Annotated in this window: 24 protein-coding genes; 12 read left to right on the top strand and 12 right to left on the bottom strand. The window is 64.2% G+C overall.

The features are described 5' to 3' along the window. Positions 1–41: 41 nt before the first annotated feature. The 3 genes from DVW87_RS17050 to DVW87_RS17040 all read right to left on the bottom strand — a co-directional run bounded on the left by DVW87_RS17050 (position 42) and on the right by DVW87_RS17040 (position 3,005). Complete coding sequence (locus DVW87_RS17050) at positions 42–338, bottom strand: hypothetical protein (RefSeq protein WP_007406840.1); 297 nt, start codon at positions 336–338, stop codon at positions 42–44. 73 nt (positions 339–411) lie between these two features. Beyond that, on the bottom strand, positions 412–2,379 hold the full coding sequence (locus DVW87_RS17045) for an FTR1 family protein (protein WP_114688993.1): 1,968 nt from the start codon (positions 2,377–2,379) through the stop codon (positions 412–414). Beyond that, complete coding sequence (locus DVW87_RS17040; RefSeq protein ID WP_004212870.1) at positions 2,379–3,005, bottom strand: cation efflux transmembrane domain-containing protein; 627 nt, start codon at positions 3,003–3,005, stop codon at positions 2,379–2,381. Before DVW87_RS17040 ends, DVW87_RS17045 begins: the two co-directional genes overlap by 1 nt. A 78-nt stretch (positions 3,006–3,083) precedes the next feature. Between DVW87_RS17040 and DVW87_RS17035 the strand changes: the two genes are divergently transcribed. Then, positions 3,084–3,500 (top strand): MerR family transcriptional regulator, encoded by a 417-nt coding sequence (locus tag DVW87_RS17035; protein WP_004212867.1) that lies wholly within the window; start codon positions 3,084–3,086, stop codon positions 3,498–3,500. Here DVW87_RS17035 and DVW87_RS17030 read toward each other — a convergent pair. From DVW87_RS17030 to DVW87_RS17020, 3 genes are all read right to left on the bottom strand, one after another. Then, positions 3,494–4,696, bottom strand: a complete 1,203-nt coding sequence (locus DVW87_RS17030) for an aspartyl protease family protein (RefSeq protein ID WP_338056400.1) — start codon at positions 4,694–4,696, stop codon at positions 3,494–3,496. The two genes, DVW87_RS17035 and DVW87_RS17030, sit on opposite strands and share 7 nt — an antisense overlap. A 263-nt stretch (positions 4,697–4,959) precedes the next feature. Further along, positions 4,960–5,181 carry a GDCCVxC domain-containing (seleno)protein gene (locus tag DVW87_RS18535; protein ID WP_078462360.1) on the bottom strand — a complete coding sequence of 74 codons (222 nt, stop codon included), beginning with the start codon at positions 5,179–5,181 and terminating at the stop codon, positions 4,960–4,962. Continuing rightward, on the bottom strand, positions 5,181–5,597 hold the full coding sequence (locus DVW87_RS17020; protein WP_063690260.1) for a mercuric transporter MerT family protein: 417 nt from the start codon (positions 5,595–5,597) through the stop codon (positions 5,181–5,183). The genes DVW87_RS18535 and DVW87_RS17020 overlap by 1 nt, the downstream gene beginning before the upstream one ends. Positions 5,598–5,659: 62 nt before the next feature. Here DVW87_RS17020 and DVW87_RS17015 point away from each other — a divergent pair, with 62 nt between their 5' ends. Next, complete coding sequence (locus tag DVW87_RS17015) at positions 5,660–6,076, top strand: MerR family transcriptional regulator (protein ID WP_063690257.1); 417 nt, start codon at positions 5,660–5,662, stop codon at positions 6,074–6,076. A gap of 73 nt (positions 6,077–6,149) precedes the next feature. Here the strand turns inward: DVW87_RS17015 and DVW87_RS17010 are convergent, their stop codons facing one another. Next, a complete protein-coding gene (locus DVW87_RS17010) occupies positions 6,150–7,397 on the bottom strand; it encodes a cytochrome P450 (protein WP_063690254.1) in 1,248 nt (415 codons plus the stop codon). A gap of 212 nt (positions 7,398–7,609) precedes the next feature. On the opposite strand from DVW87_RS17010, the gene DVW87_RS17005 reads away from it, so the two are divergent. Next, entirely contained in the window at positions 7,610–8,131 is a 522-nt protein-coding gene (locus tag DVW87_RS17005) for a DUF6118 family protein (RefSeq protein WP_017980796.1), read from the top strand. Between the two features lie 52 nt (positions 8,132–8,183). Here the strand turns inward: DVW87_RS17005 and cueR are convergent, their stop codons facing one another. After that, positions 8,184–8,567 (bottom strand): Cu(I)-responsive transcriptional regulator, encoded by a 384-nt coding sequence (gene cueR, locus DVW87_RS17000; RefSeq protein WP_063690251.1) that lies wholly within the window; start codon positions 8,565–8,567, stop codon positions 8,184–8,186. Then, a complete protein-coding gene (locus DVW87_RS16995; RefSeq protein ID WP_420822353.1) occupies positions 8,564–10,921 on the bottom strand; it encodes a heavy metal translocating P-type ATPase in 2,358 nt (785 codons plus the stop codon). The genes cueR and DVW87_RS16995 overlap by 4 nt, the downstream gene beginning before the upstream one ends. Positions 10,922–11,252: 331 nt before the next feature. On the opposite strand from DVW87_RS16995, the gene DVW87_RS16990 reads away from it, so the two are divergent. The 3 genes from DVW87_RS16990 (at position 11,253) to DVW87_RS16980 (ending at position 13,943) form a co-directional block, all read left to right on the top strand. Then, a complete protein-coding gene (locus tag DVW87_RS16990) occupies positions 11,253–12,560 on the top strand; it encodes a type II restriction endonuclease (protein WP_114688992.1) in 1,308 nt (435 codons plus the stop codon). Positions 12,561–12,630: 70 nt separating this feature from the next. Further along, on the top strand, positions 12,631–13,518 hold the full coding sequence (locus DVW87_RS16985) for a DUF4396 domain-containing protein (RefSeq protein ID WP_239017982.1): 888 nt from the start codon (positions 12,631–12,633) through the stop codon (positions 13,516–13,518). A gap of 92 nt (positions 13,519–13,610) precedes the next feature. After that, positions 13,611–13,943, top strand: a complete 333-nt coding sequence (locus DVW87_RS16980; protein ID WP_114689004.1) for a four-helix bundle copper-binding protein — start codon at positions 13,611–13,613, stop codon at positions 13,941–13,943. 44 nt (positions 13,944–13,987) lie between these two features. On the opposite strand, the gene DVW87_RS16975 is transcribed toward DVW87_RS16980, so the two are convergent. Genes DVW87_RS16975 through copC form a run of 3 tightly spaced genes read right to left on the bottom strand, consistent with a single transcriptional unit; the run spans position 13,988 to position 15,609 of the window. After that, positions 13,988–14,257, bottom strand: a complete 270-nt coding sequence (locus tag DVW87_RS16975) for a flagellar biosynthetic protein FliQ (protein WP_114688990.1) — start codon at positions 14,255–14,257, stop codon at positions 13,988–13,990. Positions 14,258–14,309: 52 nt separating this feature from the next. Further along, complete coding sequence (gene copD / locus DVW87_RS16970; protein WP_114688989.1) at positions 14,310–15,236, bottom strand: copper homeostasis membrane protein CopD; 927 nt, start codon at positions 15,234–15,236, stop codon at positions 14,310–14,312. Positions 15,237–15,240: 4 nt separating this feature from the next. Beyond that, positions 15,241–15,609 (bottom strand): copper homeostasis periplasmic binding protein CopC, encoded by a 369-nt coding sequence (gene copC, locus DVW87_RS16965; RefSeq protein ID WP_114688988.1) that lies wholly within the window; start codon positions 15,607–15,609, stop codon positions 15,241–15,243. A gap of 126 nt (positions 15,610–15,735) precedes the next feature. Between copC and DVW87_RS16960 the strand changes: the two genes are divergently transcribed. The 6 genes from DVW87_RS16960 (at position 15,736) to DVW87_RS16935 (ending at position 20,901) form a co-directional block, all read left to right on the top strand. Beyond that, positions 15,736–16,005, top strand: a complete 270-nt coding sequence (locus DVW87_RS16960) for a hypothetical protein (protein WP_114689003.1) — start codon at positions 15,736–15,738, stop codon at positions 16,003–16,005. Beyond that, positions 16,002–16,442, top strand: a complete 441-nt coding sequence (locus DVW87_RS16955; protein ID WP_114688987.1) for a periplasmic heavy metal sensor — start codon at positions 16,002–16,004, stop codon at positions 16,440–16,442. Before DVW87_RS16960 ends, DVW87_RS16955 begins: the two co-directional genes overlap by 4 nt. Before the next feature lie 14 nt (positions 16,443–16,456). Then, positions 16,457–17,044: an RNA polymerase sigma factor gene (locus DVW87_RS16950; RefSeq protein ID WP_114688986.1), complete on the top strand. Its 588-nt coding sequence runs from the start codon at positions 16,457–16,459 to the stop codon at positions 17,042–17,044. A gap of 75 nt (positions 17,045–17,119) precedes the next feature. Beyond that, positions 17,120–17,443: a sulfite exporter TauE/SafE family protein gene (locus DVW87_RS17875; RefSeq protein WP_147276298.1), complete on the top strand. Its 324-nt coding sequence runs from the start codon at positions 17,120–17,122 to the stop codon at positions 17,441–17,443. Positions 17,444–17,584: 141 nt separating this feature from the next. Next, positions 17,585–19,648, top strand: a complete 2,064-nt coding sequence (locus DVW87_RS16940) for a copper resistance system multicopper oxidase (RefSeq protein WP_114688984.1) — start codon at positions 17,585–17,587, stop codon at positions 19,646–19,648. After that, the gene (locus tag DVW87_RS16935) at positions 19,645–20,901 is read left to right on the top strand and encodes a copper resistance protein B (RefSeq protein ID WP_114688983.1); all 1,257 of its coding nucleotides are present in this window, start codon (positions 19,645–19,647) and stop codon (positions 20,899–20,901) included. Before DVW87_RS16940 ends, DVW87_RS16935 begins: the two co-directional genes overlap by 4 nt. Positions 20,902–20,973 lie beyond the last annotated feature (72 nt).

The raw sequence follows: 20,973 nt of genomic DNA, 5'->3' as shown, positions 1-20,973 counted from the left end.
GATGATCGACAGGGCGCGCCAACGCACGCCCAAATCGGACGTCAGGCTTGGGGGGGCCTCAAATGGACCATGCCGGTGCGGCCGTCGAGCGACGCAGAGGCGGAGATTGTCGGCTTGGGCACTGTGAGGACGGGGGTATATTCCATCGTCGTGCGCGCAGGCGCGCCGACGTCGTGTCCGTGACAATAATTGTGATGATGCGGGACATTCTTGTCCGAGTCCGATGGCACCTGATCGATGTCACCGGCGGTATGGACCGTGAACTCAACGCCCGCGATGCTTCCCCCCGCCAGATCGGCGGCATGGGCCATGCCGGAGAAGCTGGTCAGGACCAGCATCAGGCATGTCAGGAAAGGCAAAAAGGCTCGCACTAGCTTGCCTCTATCACGGAAGGGTTTTCATGTCATTGCACTAATTCGAACCAAGGGTCACTGAGCCGGAACCCGAGCGGGATCGGTCGCGCCCGTTCCAGGCGAACCCGACCGCAATGGCGACCGCCATCAGGAGTTGCGCCAGCACCGATTGCCAAGTGGGAAACACGCCGAGCATCGACAGCCGTGGCACGTCCGCGAGCGGTGCGATGTTGATAAGGCCGGCTTCCTGGAGCGCGGCGACGCCTTTACCCGCAAGCACGACGGTCAGAACGGCCATGAGCCAGGAGCTATAGCGGAAGAACTGCGCGATCGGCAGCTTGCGACTGTAGCGAAGCATGGCCCAAGCGATCAGGCTGAGCAGTCCAATCGCCGACCCGGCCCCCGCGAGAAGCATCCCGTTGTCACCTTGCGCCGAAAGCGCGGCATAGAACAGGATCGTCTCGAAAACCTCGCGATAGACGACCACGAAGGCGAGTCCGAACAGGAACCAGCCCGACCCGCCCGAGAGCGCCCGCGACATCTTCTCGCGAATATAGCGCTGCCACTGATCGGCTTGCGCCTTACCGTGCATCCAAATCCCGACCGAGAGCAGCACGACCGCGGCGAACAGCGAGCCGAACCCTTCGGTCAGCTCCCGGCTCGCGCCGCTGATCCCGATTGCATAGGTGGCGACCGCCCAGGTGATTCCGCCCGCGATGATCGCGCTGACCCAGCCGCCATGAACGTAGCGCAGCGCCTCGCCGCGGTCGGCTTTACGCAGGAATGCGATCATGGCGACGACGATGAGCAGGGCCTCAAGCCCTTCACGCAGCAGGATCGTGAACGCGCCCAGGAACGTGGACGCCTCGGTGGCGGCATCGGGCGCGAGCGCCGCTTCTGCATCATCGAAAAAGCCGCCCAGCACCGTGACCTTCTCCGCGAGATCATCGGGCGATGCGCCCCGGTCGATCGCGGCGCGGAACTCCCCCATGGCGCCCTCGATTCGGCCCATCAGCGTCGCGTCGCGCGCGGTGAGCGTTGGTTCGATCGGCTCGAACCCATCGAGATAGGCCGAGAGCGCCAGCTCTTTCGCCATGCGCGCATCGCCACGCCGGGCAGCGGCCACGCTTTCGGCGAGCTTGGCGCGGGCGACCACGAGCGAGCCGGGAGCCTGTTGCATCACCTGTTCGGGATGACGACGCAGGAACGCGAGCACGGCTTCAGCCTTGGCGCCGCCGATTGCCGCGCCGAGCCCGGCCGGGGTGAGCGCGACCAGGGCTTTCAGGTCCGGAATGCGCCGGCGAAGTGTCGGGTCGGATTTCCAAAGCTGCTCGCCTTCGCGCGCCTGCGCGTCCGTGAAGGCGAAGCTCCCGGCTCGGAATGCTACCGCCCAGCGCTGATCGTTCGGCAGATCGGCGAAGCTCTGCATCGCCGTCCCGTCGATGCCCTGCGTCACCACCTGATAGAGCGCGAAGACGCTGCGCTGGCGCGCACGTTCGGCATCGGTAAAGGCGATCGGGGGTGTCGCGAGCTTGGCGGCGTCGGGGCCACGGCCGTTGCCCGTCATGCCGTGACAGGACGCGCAGGATTGTTGGAACAGGGCATGGCCGGAGACGAGGTTCGGAGCCTTATCGGGCGCGAGCGGCACCGGGTAGGCGCGCAGCAGTTCGGCCGCGAGCCCGTGCGCCAGTGTTGCCACCTGTTCAGTCGATCCCTTTTCCGCGATTACCGCTTGGAGGTTGGCGGCCCGCTGAATGAGGGCTTGGCGCTCCGGCTTCGCCGGCAGGCCTTGAAGCCGTGTCGAGACCGACGCGGCAAACTCATTCATTTCGGCGTATTCCGACGCGCTCTTGATCCGACCGTTCGCGACCGCGCCTCCATAATCGACGGCCATATAGTCGAGCAGCCGCCATGCGGTTTGCACGTCGCCGGGTTCGGCGAATGCCGCAGCAGGGATCAGCAGCGCAGCGAGCGCGGCGAGCAGCCGCAGCGAGAGCATTGCCCGGATCAAGGTGAGCAGACGCACTACCGCTCTCCCAGTTCGCGCCGAGCGCCAGTGACGATTTCATAAGCGGAGTGGAGGAACAGGAGGGCGATGAGGCCGGCGACGGCGAGGTCCGGCCAGGCGCTTCCTGTCCACGCCACCAGACCGGCCGCGGCGATCACCGCGACATTGGCGAGCGCGTCGTTGCGGCTGAACAGCCAGATCGCGCGAACATTGGCGTCCCCTTCCCGGAAACGCGCAAGCACCAAGGCGGACACGACATTGATCGCGAGCGCGACAACGCCGATTGTGCCCATCAGTTCGGCATCCGGCGCGGTTGCGTTCAGGGCGCGCCAAATCGCGAAACCGATTACGCCCACGCCAAGCGCACCGAGAAACAACCCCTGCGTCAGCGCGACCTTTGCCCTCGCCCGTGCGGACCAGGCAAGCGCGAGAAGACCGATAAGGCTGATCGACCCGTCCCCGAGAAAATCGAGGGAATCCGCTTTCAGCGCTTGGCTATCGGCGATGAACCCGCCGAACAGCTCGGCGACTCCGAAGCCGAGGTTGAGCACCACGACGGTCAGCAGCGCACGGCGATAGGCCGGATCGGTTTGCGCGCGCGCGGGCTCCCCGTGGCACCCGCAGCTTTCGGTAGAAGCATTCATGCGGCCTTCCTTACCACCTCCAGTCGCTGTAGAAGCAAGCGAAATGTGCGACACGTTCGCATTAGCAAGGATGGCATGATGAAGCCGGTGATGATTGGGCAGCTCGCCAGCGAGACGTCGACAAAAGTGACGACGATCCGGTTTTATGAGTCGATCGGGTTGCTGCGCTCCGCCCCGCGCACGGCGTCGGGCCGTAGAACCTATGATGCCAGCGACATCGAGCGTTTGCACTTCATCCGCAACGGTCGCCGGCTCGGCTTTTCGGTCGACGAAATACGATCGTTGATGGGGCTGGCGCAGAACCCGGACCAGGATTGTGGTGCCGCCTCAGCTATCGCTGCTCAGCACCTCAAGGATGTGGAGGAGAGGCTGGCGCAACTCGCGGTGTTGCGGGATGAGTTGGCAATGCTCAGCCAGAGCTGCACCAAGGCGCGCATGGCCGATTGTCGGATCATGAAGGCGATCGGCAAAGGCCACCCTCAAGCCGATCAGTAATAGTCGGCTAGCCTGAGGTCGCGCACATCACCCGAGGCCATCGTCAGCTTTACGAGGGTGCCAGCAGGCCGGGAGCGCACTTGCCAGAGCTCCCCACGCGTATAGTTCGCATCGATCGAATGGCCGTTCACCGCCACGATCCGGTCGCCGACCGCCCAGCCAGCCTTTTCCGCAGGACTGTTCGCCGCGACATGAACGACGGTAAGCGCCGTTGGTGAAGCTGCGAGGCCAAGACCGCTACGATCCTTCAGCATCGGCAGACGGTGACGAGGATCGATCGGCCGGAGCCACACGAACCCGGCCGTCACATCGAATACCACGTCGAATTGAGCGATCAGCGGTAGGCCGACATTGCCAACCGTGCTGGTGGAGAGCCAAGCTCTCATCCCGAGTGTGGGGACGTTCGAGACGCCAAGCCCTTCAATGTTGATGTTCTGGGTTGTGAAAGCATCGTTGACTCGCACGCCATCGACGCCGCCGATCGCCGCGGTCGAGACGAGCTTCCCGTTCAACAGCCCTTGATCGCGGGCATAGGCCGACGAGAGCATCAGCGCGGCCGAGCTGCCAAGATCGATCATCAAGGGCACGGGAGACAGGCCCTCGACGGAGGCCCGGATGAACAGCTCCTGCTTGGCACCGCGCCCGAGCGCGGCAGCGCGCCAATCAGGGCCGGCGAGGAACGTCCCCGACTTGACGACCGCCATACGCCTGTTCGCGAAATCGAGCGCGATGCAGCTGCCCGTGAACATATCGGCACCGAGGAGAATATCGATCGGTCGTCCGAAGGCCGCCGACACAGCACCTAGATCACCGACAACAGCAAAGGGGAGACGACGGGTTTCGCGGGCGAGCTGTACGTCGATGTCGCGGACCAGCAGCACCGGGGCCTTGGCGCTCAGCCCGCTAATCATGCGCCGCTCACCATTGTTCAAGCCGAGCTTCGCCGCGAGCGCCGTGCTCATGATCGACGCGCCGCTGCCACTGTCGAGCACCGCCCGCACCGGCACGCCGCCCACTTGCGCCAAAACAAGGAGGGTATCACCCGTGCCGACTTCCAGCGGCTCCCATTCGAGGTGAGCCGCGCCAAAGTTCCACGAGCCCGCAGACCGGGAAGTCCGTCGCGCGAGCGTTGGAGAACCGAGCACCAAGCCGGTTCCACAGGCCAGCAGCCGCGCCACTAATGAGCGTCGAGACATACCGATTGCTTCAGCACGGGCCGTCAAAAAGCCACCTCCAGCCCCCCGTCCGCAGGAGAGCAAATTGCGGTTACATGCTCCAGCCACTGGAGGAGCAAGGGCTTTTTAAGCGCCCGAAATGCTATCCTGTTCAAATGCCCTCTCGAAAATGAGCAGTTGAGGCAGGTCAGAACCGGTCGAATAAGACCGAAGTAGGCAACTTCCGCTTGCGCGACCTTGGGCGAGCAGGACCCCAGTTCACGAAGGAACGTGAAGCTATCGCCTCACCCGCAGCAGCCCGTCACAGTCCCGTTTGCTTTCGCCTCCTGGATTGGAGGGCATGGGACATCGCCAAATGAGCAGAACACGCAGCAGTCGCCGGCCAAGGGCCGCAGCACCACCGCGCAATGCCGGCAATCATAGAAAAACTGGCAGGCGTTGGTGGGCATCCTTTCGGTGGCCACCCCGCCGCATTTGGGACAGGTCAGGGTTGAGGTGAGCTGCATCAGGAAAGCGCGTTCATCAGCGGCGCTTCTAGGAGGTCCCAGGCGAACGCGATAAGCGTCAGAACCGTTCCAATCGCGAGCAGGATAGGTGTCGCGCGCGAGGGCAGCGGCATTGTGCAGGACCGGTCCCCAGCACAGGACCTCCGACGCTGCGCGTAGGCCCACCACCCAGCAGCCAAGCCGATGAGCGAGGTCGCCGTTAGCGGCCACCTTAGTGGCATCAGCGCGGCGAAGTTGCTGGACAGGCCCGCCCCCAGGCCGAGCGCCGCGAGTGCGAGGGGCAGGACGCAGCATGACGCCGCAGCTAGAACAGCGGCTAAGCTCGCAAGCGCGCCGAGGGCGGATAGCCCCGTGTCGGCGCGACGTCGTGACGTTGGTGCGCTTAGGGTTTCACGCGGGATGCTCTCTTGGTTCATCTATCGCCTCTAGCGGGTTAGCCCGTTATGCATCCTGTAGTGACTACAGGAGCAAGCGGTATATGCGCGTTGAGGAAAGCATTGCGATCGGCGAGCTGTCTCGCCGGACTGGCGTGAATATCGAGACGATCCGGTACTTCGAGCGCGTTGGTGTTCTCGCAACGCCACCCCGCACAAGCGGCGGGCGGCGGGTATATGGGACCGGTCACGTCCGCGCACTTGGGTTCGTCCGTCGCGCGCGCGAACTCGGCTTCTCCCCGGCCGAGGTGCGCGCGATCCTGTCTCTTGGCGGTTCTGCGCAGGCGTCATGCAGTGAGGTCCGCGAGATCGCGGCTCACCATCTAGAGCGTGTGCGCGCTAAGATGGAGGATCTGGCGCAACTAGAAAGCCTGCTGGCTGCGACCATCGACCGTTGCGAAGGCGACGGGGCGGCGAGTTGCGCCGTGATCGACTTGCTGGACCAACCTTCGTCTGGGTAGATGTCGCATCGCGCGCCGGTTCCGCGCAAACGGTCGATGACGGAGCCGATCACCATCACCACGGCACGCGGCGCTAGCCACCCATGTGGACGCTGCGCATCACGAAGCCGCTTTTCGGAAGCGCTGGCAGCCTGGCGAAATCGATGCTCAGGTCCTGGTCCGGTACGTCATAGCGCATCGCGTTGACGAGGAGGTGTGCCGCCACCTTCATGATCGCGAGGACGATCCATTCGCCGGGACAGCGATGGCCGAGATAGTGATCGCCGCCGCCCTGCGGAATGAAGTTGAAGGAGTCTTCGTCCCAAGCCCTGAAACGCTCAGGGCGAAACTCCTGGGGGTCGGCCCAGGTCGCTGCGTCGTGATTGCTCCCATAAAGGTCCAGCATCACTTGACGCCCTTCCGGAAAGGCCATCCCCTCCCACTCGAAATCTTGGCGCGCGCGCGCCACCACAGCGGGAAAGAAGGGATAGAATCGGCGGACCTCCTGGACGAAGAGCTCGGCATAGTCCGGCTCCTGAGCCAAGGCCGCCCTTATCCCTGAACAGGTTTGCAGCGCGTGGGCGACGAAGGTGATGTATACTGCGATCGCGACGGTCGGGCGAAGGACATTTACCAGTTCGACCGCTGCGACGTGCGGCGAAAGGAGACCGTCGTGCCGGTCGCGATGCCAAGCTATCGCGTAAGCCGCGGTCTCCGAGCCCGAGCCGATGCTCCCGGCCCGAATGTCCTCAATGATCCGCGCCGCCCATGCGTCGACGCGACGACGGGCCAGCCGTGACCAGAGATGCCTCGGGCTCGCCGAGCCGGCGGCGTCGAACAGCGCCCGCAGTTCGCCCGCGCGGTTGCTGGCTTCATCGTCCGTAAGAGGAACTCCCGCCCAAGCGCATACCGCCCGCGTCAGCGGCTCATGCAACTCGTCATAGAAGACGATCTCTCCTTTTCGCGTCCAACCCGGCACCGCCCTGCGCCACTCGGCCTCGAACAGCTGCGCCAGCGCCCGGACGCGCTCTGGCGTCATCAGGCTCATGAACATCTGCTTGCGGTGGCGATGGGTCCCGCCGTCCAGACCCTGAACGCCGCCTTGGCCCAGCAGTGTCTTCTGAATGGCGGCCGGCATGGCACCTTCGCGCATGAAGCGGGTCGTATCGTAGAAGATTTCGGCGGCCTTGGCCCCCTTAAGGCAGGTGGTCTTTTTCAGCAGGAAACGGGATTCAAAAGCGTTTGCGCCTAGGCGCTGGCACTGCCTGGAGATGAACCGATAGGGATCGGCGAGGAGAGAAAGGGTTTCGTCCGGGCCTTTCGTGTGTGGTGTCTTAGGCATGAACGGTCCGGTGATTGTTGGGTCTCCTTTGATTAACTCGGAGAAATATCACGGGTTGCAGGCTCACGACAGGTGACGGACGAGGACGATCAGGGCGGAGCAGGCGCGGCCGAGGCGTTCGAGGCCATGCGCGGCGAGCTGGCGCTGCGCCGTGGAGGGCTTGGCGGCCGAGCGCGGCGATCGACATACCCGACCATACCGAGACGCTTGGCGTGCTCCAGCAGAACGTGAACACGGCAGGCGAGAACGTCGCGCGCATCGGCCAATTCCTGAAAGCGGCCCCGGCGCTGGCGATGACGCCGGAGCAGATGGCGCAGCGCATCGCCGCGGCGGGCAGCGCCGCCCGGCGCGAGGATCAGGCGGCGCTCGCCAAGGCGGGCGAGGACAAGGCCCGCATCATGGCCGATCTTCGCGCCATCGCCGGGTCCGCATGGACACGCGCCGACCAGAAGAATCGGCAGCTATGGTTTGCCCTGGGTGGGGTGGCGGCCGGCATCCTCGCATGGGCGATCGTGCCGGGCCTGGTCGCGCGCGAGATCGCACCGGCGAGCTGGCAATGGCCCGAGCGCATGGCGGCGCGGACGCTCGACTTGCCCCGCTGGGAAGCCGGGCAGCGTATGATCCAGAGCGCCAGTCCCACCGCGTTCCGCGCCATCGTCGGGGCCGACAGGATCGTGACGGCCAACCGCGCGGCGATCGAGGGGTGCGGCAAAGCCGCAGCGCGAAACGCGTGAAACGGTGCGACGCACGATCACGCTCAAGTGGAGTAAAAGTTAGCCGCGCAAGTTATTCAGCCAAGCGTTCGATGATCGGACAATCAGGCCGATCATCGCCATGACAGGCTTGGGCGAGCCCGGTAAGCGAGCGGCGCATGGCGTCCAAGACGCGGACCTTGCGGCCCAGTTCGGCAGCGCGGGCTTCCGCCAGCGTCTTGACTTCCGCGCTCGACCGATCGCGATCCGACCATAGCCCCAGCAGCGTGCGGATTTCCTCGATCGGGAACCCCAGGTCGCGCGCGTTGGCGATAAATTGCAGCCGATGAACGTCAGCGTCGGCATAGTCCCGGTAGCTCCCGCGCCGTGGCGGCGCGGGCACCAAGCCAATCTTTTCATAGTGGCGGATCATGCGTTGGGAGACGCCGCTGGCGTCCGACGCCGCTCCGATGTTCACAGCTTTACCGCGTTGAGCCGCAGCGCGTTCAGGACCACGGTGAACGACGAGATCGCCATCGCTGCACCGGCCAGCATCGGCGACAGCAGGATGCCTGCTACCGGGTAGAGGACTCCCGCCGCGACTGGCACACCAATCCCGTTGAACAGAAACGAGAAGAACAGGTTTTGGCGAATATTTCGCATCGTCGCGCGAGCGAGCTTGCGGGCGCGCACGATCGCCGAGAGATCGCCGCGCGTGAGCGTCATGCCGGCGCTTTCGATCGCCACGTCTGTTCCCGTTCCCATCGCCAAGCCGACATCCGCGGCGGCGAGCGCCGGGGCGTCGTTGATCCCATCGCCCGCCATTGCGACCCTTGCGCCGCTCGCTTTCAGCTCGCCGATGATACGCGCCTTGTCTTCCGGCAGCAGATCGGCGCGCACGTCATCAAGACCGCCCACGGCGCGCGCGACAGCATCGGCCGTCCCACGATTGTCGCCGGTGAGCATGACGACCCGCAGGCCCTCCTTGCGAAGCGCGGCAATAGCGTCGCGCGCCGATGCGCGCACCGGATCGGCGACTGCGAGCAGACCGGCGAGCGCCCCGTCGATCGCGACGAGGATGATGCCCGCGCCTTCGCCACGGTGACGATCGGCCGCGGCGTCGACCGGCTTGAGATCAGCGCCGATCCGGCTCATTTGCACCGCATTGCCAATCACGACCGAGCGGCCGCCCACCCTGGCGCTGACACCCAGCCCGGTTTGCGAGGCAAAGTCCGCGACTGTGCCGAGCTGCAATCCTCGTTCTTTGGCGGCAACGACGATTGCGTGCGCGAGCGGATGTTCGGATTGGCCTTCGACGGCCGCGGCAAGCGCGAGCATGTCGTTCTCTCCGACCGCGCTGACCGTCTCGACCGCGATCAGCTTGGGCTTGCCTTCCGTGAGCGTACCCGTCTTGTCGATGACAAGGGTATCGACCTTTTCCAGCCCCTGTAAGGCTTCCGCGTTCTTCACCAGCACGCCGGCCTGAGCGCCGCGTCCCGTGCCGACCATGATCGACATGGGCGTGGCGAGCCCGAGCGCGCACGGGCAGGCGATCACCAGCACTGCGATGGCGTTAAGCAGGGCATGGCCCATGCGCGGCTCAGGGCCGACCAGCGACCAAGTGATGAAGGTCGCAATCGAGATCAGCACGACGAGCGGCACGAACCATCCTGAAACCCGATCGGCGACCGCCTGTATCGGGGCGCGGCTTCGCTGCGCTTCCGCGACCATGCGGACGATACGCGCGAGCATCGTGTCCGAACCAACCGCGCGGGCTTCCATCACCAGGCTGCCCGTCCCGTTGACGGTGCCCCCGGTAACGATCGCCTCGACTTCCTTGAGGACCGGCGCGGGTTCGCCGGTGAGCATGGCTTCGTCGACCGACGAACGACCCTCGACCACGACGCCATCGACCGGGATGGCTTCACCGGGGCGGACCCGCAGCCGGTCACCGGTTGCCACGTCGGCAAGCCCGACTTCTTCTTCAGAACCGTCAGGCTGCAAGCGTCGCGCCGTCTTGGGGGCGAGATCCATGAGAGCGCGGATCGCGCGCCCTGTCGCCGCCCTAGCGCGCAGTTCGAGCACTTGCCCGAGCAGCACCAGTGTCACCACGACGCCGGCCGCCTCGTAATAGACGGGAACCATGCTCCCATGCGTGCGGAAGGTCGCTGGGAAGATGCCCGGCGCGAGCGTCGCGACCACGCTATAGAGGAAGGCGGCACCTACGCCGATCGCGATCAGTGTGAACATATTGAGATGGCGGGTACGAAGCGATGTCCACCCCCGCTCGAAAAACGGCCAGCCCGCCCACAGCACGATCGGCGCGGTGAGTGCGAGCTGGACCCAAGGCGAGGCCGCAGGGCTAACCACATGCAGGCCTAACATCTCCGCGAACATCGAGACGACGAGCAGCGGGATCGTGAGCGCGCCCGCCACCCACAGTCGGCGCGTGAAGTCGACCAGCTCAGGGTTGGGAGTATCGTCGAGCGACGGTTCTTCGGGTTCGAGCGCCATGCCGCAGATTGGGCAAGTTCCCGGCCCTTCCTGGCGAATTTGCGGGTGCATCGGGCACGTCCACATCGCCCCCGGCGTCGCCATCGGCTCCGGTTTCGGCTTATCGCTCAGATAGGCGTCAGGATTGGCGACAAACTTGCTCCGGCACCCTGCGCTACAGAAATGATAGGCATGACCAGCGTGCTCGGCATGGTGTGTCGTTTTTGCGGGATCGACCGTCATGCCGCACACCGCGTCGATCACTGCTGCTGCGGCATCGTTGTCCTTACTGCCCGAGCAGCAGCCGCCCGCTTCGGTGTGATGATGTTCGTGCTCGATCTTTGCGGGAGCGGCCGAGCCGCCCCCGCAACAGGATGAGGGCGTGGAGACCGATTCAGGCGCAGGCTTCGAACAGCCGCAACCCCCGGCTTGGGAATGGGAATGAGGGTCGTTCATGGCAAGACTCCTTCGACCCGAGAGCATGTAGGGTATGACACCGTGTTAGGGTCAAGGCCCTGTCGGCACCGCTGGCGTGTATGTTGAATCTACGCGCGGGAGCGGCGTTGCCCTCATATTGCGGGGGCCAGCTCTACACCCTCGACGCCATAAGGGCCGCAGCTTAGGTCTATTACTAGCTCGCCAAACGCGGGCCGGGGGCAATCGGGGACATATGGCAGCGCAGATCGACAGTCTTTCTACTGGCACCGACCATGACGGCCTGGTGCGCCGCTTAATTGCCCGCTGGCGTGACGATCCGGGGGCGACTTACCGAAGCTGGTTCCTGTGGGATGAGCGGCTGAAGAACTTCCGCTCGATCCGGCGCGGGATCACCCAGGTTGTGGGCGAGATCGAGCGGGGCACGTTCGGGGTCGCCTATCGTGGTTCTTCTCTTGAAACCGTCGTCCATTCTGTTGCCGAACAGCGCCAGATCTTCAAAGGTGCCGACCACGCTTTCCTGTGGAAGCCGAAGCTCCGCATCCCCGACATATACGAGAATCCCGACAATCAGCGGGCTTTCGGGCGGCTCCTCGACGCGTGCTCGTGTTGCGACACTGCCGAGGAGATCATCGGCCATATCCATGCGATCGATCGGTTGAAGATCAAGGGGCTTGGACCGGCGGTCGCGAACCTCCTCTACTTCCTTCATCCCACGCTGGTGCCGCCTTTCAACACCGCCATCGTGAACGGCTATAACGCGCTCACCGGCGCGAACGTGAAGTTGGGAAGCTGGGAGCACTTCCTGGCGATGCGAACAGGCATCCTCGACCTCAACGACCGGCACCGCGACCTCCTGTCCAATGACTTGGGCGCCATCGGGGGCTTGCTGTTCGACGTGGGCTCGAAGCGCTATCCGGCCCCGCCCCTGGACGGCGCCGAGATCGGCGATTGGAGCACGCGGCTCGAAGCAGCGCGCGAGGAAGCGCGCACACTTAGCAAGGCGGCCCAGCGCGATGGCGAGAACGAGCGCACCCATACCGAGATCCAGGCTTGGCTTCGCGATCTGGGGCTCGCGCTAGGCTACGATGTATGGATTGCGGCCAATGACCGCAGCCGGAGCTTTGCCGGAGCGCCCCTGGGACACGGGTGCCTCGAGCGATTGCCCGACACGATCGCGACCTCAAAAGGTGCGGACTCGATCCGGTTGATCGATGTGCTTTGGCTTGAACGGGGCGGCGATCACGTCGCGGCGGCGTTCGAGGTGGAGCATTCGACGTCCATCTACTCCGGCATCGTCAGGATGCTGGACTTGGCGTTGAGCGGTAGTGACCTTCACGCGACAGCAGGGCTGTTCCTTGTGGCGCCCGATGCGCGCGAAGCAGATGTGCGTGCGCAACTGCAGCGCCCCGCGTTCAGCCGCGTAGCCGACCTCGACATATCCTACCTGCCCTATGGCGAGCTGGAGAAGAACCGGGAGGCCATCGCGCGGTTCGGATCGGGACTGAAAGCGATCAAGGCCGTTTCCAGCAAGCTCGCCTAGCCCGCTCCGCGCAAGGGATGATCCGGAGAGCCGCGTATCCTCTAGCATGTAGAGGAGTGCTGCCGTGACGATGCCGCCCCCGAGCCCCTGGCTCGACTCAGTGCTGGTCGCGTGGTTCGTGCTGACGGCGCTCTCCGTTGCCTACGTTGCGTGGGATGCCTTCACGCGTAACCCCGAGCTGAAGGTGATGAAGTGGGGGTGGCTTCTGGTCACGCTCTACGGCGGCCCAATCATGGCCGCGGCCTATGTCCTGTCGTGCCAGGAGCCGCTCAACCAGCGGCATGAAGACTTCGTTCGCCCCTTGTGGAAGCAGGCGTTCGGCTCGTCGATCCATTGCTTGGCAGGGGACGCTACGGGCGTCATCGCCGCGGCTGCGATCACCACAGCGCTCGGCCTGCCGATGTGGCAGGATGTGATGGCGGAATATGTGTTCGGCTTCGCGTTCGGCCTGCTCATCTTCCAGGCGCTGTTCATGCGCGACATGGCGGGCGGCTCCTATTGGGGCGCGCTCCGCATGTCCTTCATCCCCGAGTGGCTTTCGATGAATGCCGTCATGGCAGGGATGATCCCGACGATGGTGATGCTGATGAGCCGCGACATGGCGGCGATGCACGCCAGCTCGCTTCGCTTCTGGGGCGTCATGTCGCTCGCGACGCTTGTAGGCTTTGCAATCGCCTACCCCGTCAATCTCTGGCTTGTCGGGGTCCGGTTGAAGCACGGAATGGGCACGGTGCGGGCACTCGGTCATGGCGGGCACGACATGGCGGCCGAGGGCGCCCTGACCGCGATGCCGGGCATGACACATGGGGTAGGACATAGCGGAGCCAAGACCGTGGAAAGCATGGCGATGGAGCCCGAAGTCACCGGCGCACAGATCGTGGCTATGACGGTGCTGACGTTGTTGATGCTGGCGGGCGGCATCATTCTCGCGACGCTGTTCGGCCGCTGGACGATGTAGTGCTGAGCTACGCTGCAGGAAGCCGGCGACAAGGGGTTTTCGCGCAGGGTGCGTACATAAGGGTGGGCGGGGGCTCAGACGGAGAAAGACCGATGCACCAGATCGACCCTGACATGAAGGCGTGCATGGACGCCTGCCACGAATGTCACGTGACTTGTCTCCATATGGCGATGAACCACTGCCTCGAGATGGGCGGACAGCACGCCGCGCCCGAGCACCTCAAGATCATGCTCGATTGCGCACAGATTTGCGCCGTCGCGATCGACTTTATGGCACGCAAGTCCACTCACCATCAGCATATTTGCCGTGAGTGCGCCGAGATCTGTCGGGCATGTGCAGCGAGCTGCGAAGGGCTCGATGGGATGGAGGAGTGCGTTGCGGCGTGCCGCAGGTGCGCCGACGCTTGCGACAGAATGGCAGCCTAGGCCGCGCGTGCGCGGGTGGTCCGACCGCCCGCGCATTGCGGGGTCTACTGCCCCATTCGCGCGATCACGGCGAACAGCTCGCCGGTGAACTTCGTCAGCAATTCTACTGCCGCGCTTCCGAATACAACTAGGCACACTCCCAACGCGATCAGCTTGGGGACGAAGCTCAATGTCTGTTCGCTGATCGAGGTCGCCGCCTGAATGATGCTGATGATCAGCCCTATGATCATCATCGGCACAAGCAGCACGACGCAGATCAGGCCTGTCACGGCCAGCATCCTGCCCGTTTCGTCGAGGAGGATCGATTGATCCATCAGGCGTGGGAGCCTGGCAAGCCGGGAAGCACGAGGGTGCCCCGGCTGTGCATCACATCGCCGATGCAGGAGGAGCGAGTGTTCCAAGCCAGGCGACCAGCGCGAGGATCGCGACAACACAGGCAGTCTCAATCCCGAGGCTCGCCCGAAGCCCGCCAAGGGCGCGCCTCTGATCGGCAACGGCGATTGCCCGCTCGAAAGCCGGCGTTAGCCGGAAGCGATTGAGGGAGGCGAGCCCCAGCATCGCGGCGAACAGCAGCAACTTGGCGAGCAGGAGCTGGCCGTAGAGCGTTGTGGCGAGGATGGTGAGATTGCCGACGCCGACCAGCATCCATCCGTTGACGAGACCGGTAAGAACGATCGTTCCCACCACGATCGTTCCGACCACGCCGAATCCGTGCAGTGCTCGATGGGTCAGCCCGAGGTGCGCCGCGTCGACGCGCGCCGCGGGCCGGGAAACGAGCAGGACCAGCCCAAGCAGCGCGCCAACCCACACACCCGAGGCAAGCAGATGAAGGATGTCGGCGATGAGATGAGCCCAGCCCATGGCAGCTTCATCCATCGCGCCATGCCCGGTCCATGCGAGCGTCGCGAGAGCGACCGCTGAACAAAGTGCGACGGCGCTTAGCCAGACGGTGCGGCCGGCCACGAACATTGCCGCGACGGTCGCCAGGACGAGCATGACCATGCGAAGCTTCCATGCCGCCCCAATGGCAGACCCCGTGAGCAGCGCGGTGACCGCTTCATGGTCAACCGGCCAGACAGGCGTCCCTGCCATCGACGAGGCCATCATCACAACCGAGGCGGCCGAGAACAGCAGGCCAAGGGCGCCGCTGGCAACAAGCCATGGGCGAAGCGCGAGCGCGCTGCCGCGCTCGCGCAGACGCAAGCCGTAGAGGCTGAATGCCGAGAGGCCAAACAGCGCCGCCAGCGTCAGATAAAGCGCGAAGCGGACGCCGATCAGCGACCAGTCACTCATCGTCTTACTTCACCGCGAAGGCGTAGGTCCCAGCGACCTTGTGCGTGTCGGTCGAGACGACATGCCAAGCGACATTGTAGCGGCCGGGATGGAGTGGCGCCTTCGGCGTGACGACGAGGGTTTTGCCATCCGAGGCAAGCGCCGCGGTGCTGGCGATCTTCATCTCCGGCATGCCGGGCATTGCGGCCATGATCAGATCGGCCTTGGAGAAGGCGGGAACAAGCTTCTCACTGAAATGAAGTTGGAGACGAGCGGGTTTCGCAACCGTCGCGTTCGCGGCCGGCGATGCTGAGACGAGCTTGGGATGCGCATTCGCCGTGCCGGCAACCATGACGAGAGCGGCAGCAGCAGTGAGAACAGATACGCGACGCATGTGGGGCCTTTCAACTGAGGGTTCCTGTCATTCATTACGCGTGCCGCTCGCGGACCCCTCACGGTCCGATTTGAGGGATAGGGGCATCGCCTGCGTAATCTATGCTAGAGGGGTGGAGTGAACGACATGGACCTCGACGCAGTATTGATGAGGCTGGCGCAGGCACCCACGCCTGCGAGCCTTGATGGGATTGAAGACCGCGTGCTCGCGCGCATCGCCGTACGCCCGGCTGCGCGCGCCGGGATGGGCATTGGCGCAATGGCGATCACGGCGGCGCTCGTGATGGGCATATTCGGCGCCGGCGTACCGGCGAAGGAGGCCAGTGCGGCGTCGCTATCCCCCCTAGGACCGGTATCGCCCCTTGCCCCTTCTACGCTGCTCGTTGGCGAGCCATGAGCGGGCGCACCCGCTTCCTGCTTGGGGTCCTCGCGTGCTTCATCGCGGCAATCATTGGCGTGTTCGTAGGGCGAGCGCTAATCCCGGCGCGTGCGCAGCCGGGATCGGAGCTGCACGACGTGCTGCATCACAAGCTGGCGCTGGATGCTAATCAGGAAGCGCGCCTGGCGGTTTTGGAGCAGCGTTTCGCCGTTCAACGGCGCGCATTCGAGTTGGAATTGAGGGCGGACAACGCCAGGCTTGCCGAAGCGATCGAAACCGAACACGGGAATGGACCGCGAGTTGCTGCGGCGGTCGACCGTAGCCACGCGGTCATGGGTGAGCTTCAGAAGGCGACGCTTGCGCACATTTTCGCGATGCGGCAGCTTCTGAGACCCAATCAGACTGCCCAGTTCGACCAGGCCGTGGTGAAGGCGCTCACCGACGATCAGCGCTGAGCCGCGCCGGATCGATGAGCCTCGACTGGACCACGCTATCGGACGCGGAGCTGGCGACACTCAGCATTGCGGGCAGGCAAGCCGCCTACGCCGAAATCATGCGCCGCCATCGGCAGTCGGTCTTCCGCGTCGTGCGCGCATGCGTCGGCGAGGCCGACGAGGCGCTGGATTTGCTGCAGGAGACGTTCGTCGCAGCTCATCACGCTCTATCCCGCTACGACGGCGATCGTTCGATGCGTGCCTGGCTGTCGGCGATCGCGATCAACAAATGTCGTGATTGGGGGCGCAAGAGGACCGTGCGGCGCTTCCTGACGTTCGCTACCCCGATCGGCCCAGAGGCCGAGGCGGTCGCGGATGATCAGGTGGGGATCGACGATGCTGCCAGCGATCGACAGGAGCTGGACCGAGTTACGCGCGCTATTTCCGCCTTGCCGGCGAACCTGAAGGAACCGCTGGTGCTTCGTACGATCGAAGGACTTAGCCAGGCCCAGACGGCAGATGTCCTAGGGATCAGCGAAAAGGCGGTAGAGACCCGCCTCTATCGGGCGCGGCGTACCCTGGCGGACAGGCTTGCCGCGAGCGGTCGTTCCGCCCCGGCATGAACAGACCGTTACGATCGACTTCAATGGCGGTTCAAGAGCGACGGCCCAAGTCTCTTCATCGTGAGGAGAGGTGTCATGAATTTGTTCAGCAAGGCTGCGCTGGGACTAGGACTAACCGTTGGCATTGCCGTTCCCGCAATGGCCTACGATCAAGATTGGCGGTATCAACGCGACTGGCGACACGCCGGGCAGCACCAGCAACTGCGCGACGAGCATCACGACGACCACGATGCCCTCCAGGATGAGCATGCCGAGGCGCACGCCTACGGGCTGACGCGCCGCGAACATCGTCAGCTTCATCGTGACCTACGCCATGAGCACCGCGACGAGCACCGCGATCTCAGGAGGGAGCACGGCTATGACCACGACCGGGATTATGCCGGCCGCTACGGCTACTAAGCCGCCCGAGCCTTTCGCTAGGCGATGACAGGGAGACGGTAGCGAGCACTGCCGCTCCTCGATCGAAAGTGATGAGGGGCGGCGCGCTGCGGCGCGTATCAAGGCTAGAGAGACATTCTCTTCGGGAGCCTTGAGGACTGCATGAGCCGCAATATCGATCGTCGCCAAGTGCTGCGCGGCGCCGCCCTGGTGGGCGGCGGCATGGCGCTAAGCGCCTATATGCCCGCTTGGGCTCAGCCCGTGTCGGGCGGGATCGTAAAACCTCTCCCGACCGTCAGCGGCACCGACATTGCGCTGACGATCGACAGTTTCAAACTTCCTGTCGACGGCAAATCGACGCCCGCCATTGGCGTCAACGGCACTGTGCCGGCCCCTCTCATCCGGTTGAAGGAGGGGCAGAAGGTTCGCCTTTCCGTTACCAACAATCTCGACGAGGACAGCTCCATTCACTGGCACGGGCTGCTCGTGCCGTTCCCGATGGACGGGGTTCCCGGCATCAGCTTCCCCGGCATCAAGGCGCGCTCGACCTTCGTTTACGAGTTCCCGATCGTCCAGTCGGGCACCTATTGGTATCACAGTCACTCGGGTGAGCAGGAGCAAGACGGCCTTTACGGCCCGATCGTGATCGACCCGGCAGGTGCCGATCCGATCGCGTTCGACCGCGAGCACGTGATCGTACTGTCCGACCACAGCCAGATGACCGGCGCGGAAATCTTTCGCAAGCTGAAGCAGATGGGCGGCGCTTATTTCAATTATCAGCGCCCGACGCTTGCCGGTCTGCTTGCAGGCCGGGAGATGAAGCTGAAGGATCGTATCGAGTGGGGTAAGATGCGGATGGACCCCGCCGACATCGCCGACGTGACCGGCTCGACCTACACCTTTCTGGTTAACGGCTATGGCCCGTATGACAATTGGACCGGGTTGTTCAAGGCGGGCGAGCGCGTTCGCTTGCGGATCATCAATGCTGCAGCCCAGACCAACTTCAACGTCCGGATTCCCGACCTGCCGATGACGGTCGTGCAGGCGGATGGGCAGAATGTGCGCCCGGTCAAGGTTGACGAGTTTCAGGTCGGGGTTGCCGAGACGTTTGACGTGATCGTGACCCCCGAGGACCGGGCCTACAGCTTTGTTTCCGAGGCGATCGACCGCTCGGGCATGGGCCGGGCGACGCTCGCTCCGCGCGAAGGGATGGTCGCTCCGGTTCCACCGCTTCGCCCGCGCAAGCTGCTGACCATGACCGATATGGGCATGGACATGAGCGGCATGGGGGGCATGCAGGGCATGTCCGGCATGTCGGACGAGAGCCCGGTCAAGGAGCGCGGGCTGGATCCCACTTTGGTGCAGAATGCCTCGCGCAATTTGTGGAAGCTCACTGGCTGGAAGGCACCGACCGATCACGGAACTGTCGCGGTAGGGGCAGCGGCGGCAGGCATGGCCGGCATGGACCATAGTCAGATGGGCATGTCCGGCATGGCTGGCATGGATCACGGGCAGATGGGCATGTCCGGCATGGCCGGAATGGATCACAGCCAGATGGCGGCAGGCGGTGCCTCTATGGCCGGCATGGACCACGGCGCCATGCAGGGCGGCTCTGGCCAAGCCGGCGGCATGGCTGGCATGGATCATGGCTCAGGCGGCAGCATGAGCATGGACATGCGTGACCCGAAGAATGCCCCGGGGGTCAAGATGGGACCGGGCGTCCAGACCATCTCTCCCATGCCCAAGGATCGCAGCGGCGAACCGCCTCAGGGTTTGGAAGACCTGGATCATCGTGTCCTCACCTACCGCGACCTTATGGCACTGCAGCCCAACCCGGACGTGCGTGCCCCAACGCGTCAATTGGAGATACACCTGACCGGCAACATGGAACGCTACATGTGGGGGTTTGACGGCCAGAAGCTCAGCGATCCGGCCGATCCCATTCCGTTTCGCAACGGCGAGCGTGTGCGGGTCACGTTGGTGAACGACACGATGATGCCGCACCCGATCCATCTCCACGGCCACTTCTTCGAGCTGGTGACGGGCCACGGCGACCACGCACCGCGCAAGCACACCGTCAACGTGCCGCCCGGAGGCAAGATGACCTTTGACCTCACCGCCGACGCACCGGGGGATTGGGCGTTCCACTGCCACAATCTCTATCACATGACCGCGGGCATGATGCGTGTTGTGACCGTTCGGCCGCTTGAAGGAGCGGCCGCATGAATCGGCTGATTTCGGCGCTCGCCGCCACGTCCGTGCTTGGCATCGCCGCTCCCGCCGCGGCTCAGTCGATGCAAGGTATGAACATGCCGGGCATGACGATGCCTATGCCGGCCAAGAAGAAACCGGCGGCAAAGGCCGCGACGAAGGGCAAGGCTAAGGTCGCGACCAGACGGAAGACGGCGCCCGGAAAGCGGACCGCTGCTCCGATGGCAGGTATGAAGGGCATGGATCACGGAGCCATGTCGGGCATGGATCATTCGACCATGCCCGGCATGGGCCAAGCTGCCCCGCAAGGCTCTCAGCATGACATGCAATCGATGCCGGGGATGCAGATGCCCGGAAGCGATAAGACGCCTTCCCAGGGCGCGCAGCAGCCGATGCAAGGCATGGATCATTCCACGATGCCGGGCATGACGATGCCGGCTGACCAGGGCAGCGGCCAGATGCAGGGAATGCCCGGGATGCCGGGTATGGCGATGGAGGGTATGCAGCAGACAGGCACTGCGCTCCCCGCGGGAAATGCACCGCCTCCCCCGCTCCCGACGGACCATGCCGCTGACAATGTGTATGGCTCCGACGCGATGGCGATGGGCCGTCATCATCTTCAGCAGCATCACGGCGGCCAAAACTTCAACCAGGTGCTGTTGAACCTTGCAGAGTACCAGTTCCGCAACGGCCGCGATGGCTATCGTTGGGATGGAGAAGCGTGGTTCGGTGGGGACATCAACCGCCTGTTCGTCAAGTCCGAGGGCGAAGGTGCCTTTCGCGAGGGCATCGAAAGTGCAGAGGTACAAGCGCTCTATAGCCGGGCGATCGGCCCTTATTTCAACTTACAGGCAGGTGTCCGGCAGGATTTAGGACCATCGCCGAAGCGCACTTACGCCACTGTCGGAGTGGAGGGGCTGGCACCCGGGTTTTTTGAACTCGAAGGGGCGCTGTTCCTGTCCAACAAGGGCGACGTGCTAGGCCGGCTAGAGGGATATTACGATCAACGCGTTACCCAGCGATTGGTCCTGCAACCGCGTGCCGAGCTGAACTTCGCCGCTCAGGATGTGCCAGAGAATCGTATCGGATCAGGCCTCAGCAATGCCGAATTGGGATTGCGGCTTCGCTACGAGATCAGACGTGAGTTCGCGCCCTATATCGGCGTGTCGTGGGATCGTCGGTTTGGCGACACCGCCCGCTATGCTCGGGCGGAGGGCGACAAGGCCACGTCCAAAAGCATCGTTGCCGGCGTCCGCATGTGGTTCTGAGGTCGCTCTTACGCTGCAAGATTAGCCTCTAGCTAACCGATAAAAGGGGAAAGGCATGGAAAGGGAGAGGTC

The organism is Sphingomonas aracearum (assembly GCF_003345355.1).
Classification (GTDB): Bacteria; Pseudomonadota; Alphaproteobacteria; order Sphingomonadales; family Sphingomonadaceae; genus Sphingomonas; species Sphingomonas aracearum.
Note: the sequence above shows the minus strand (reverse complement) of the source record. Positions and strands in the feature narration are given on the sequence as shown.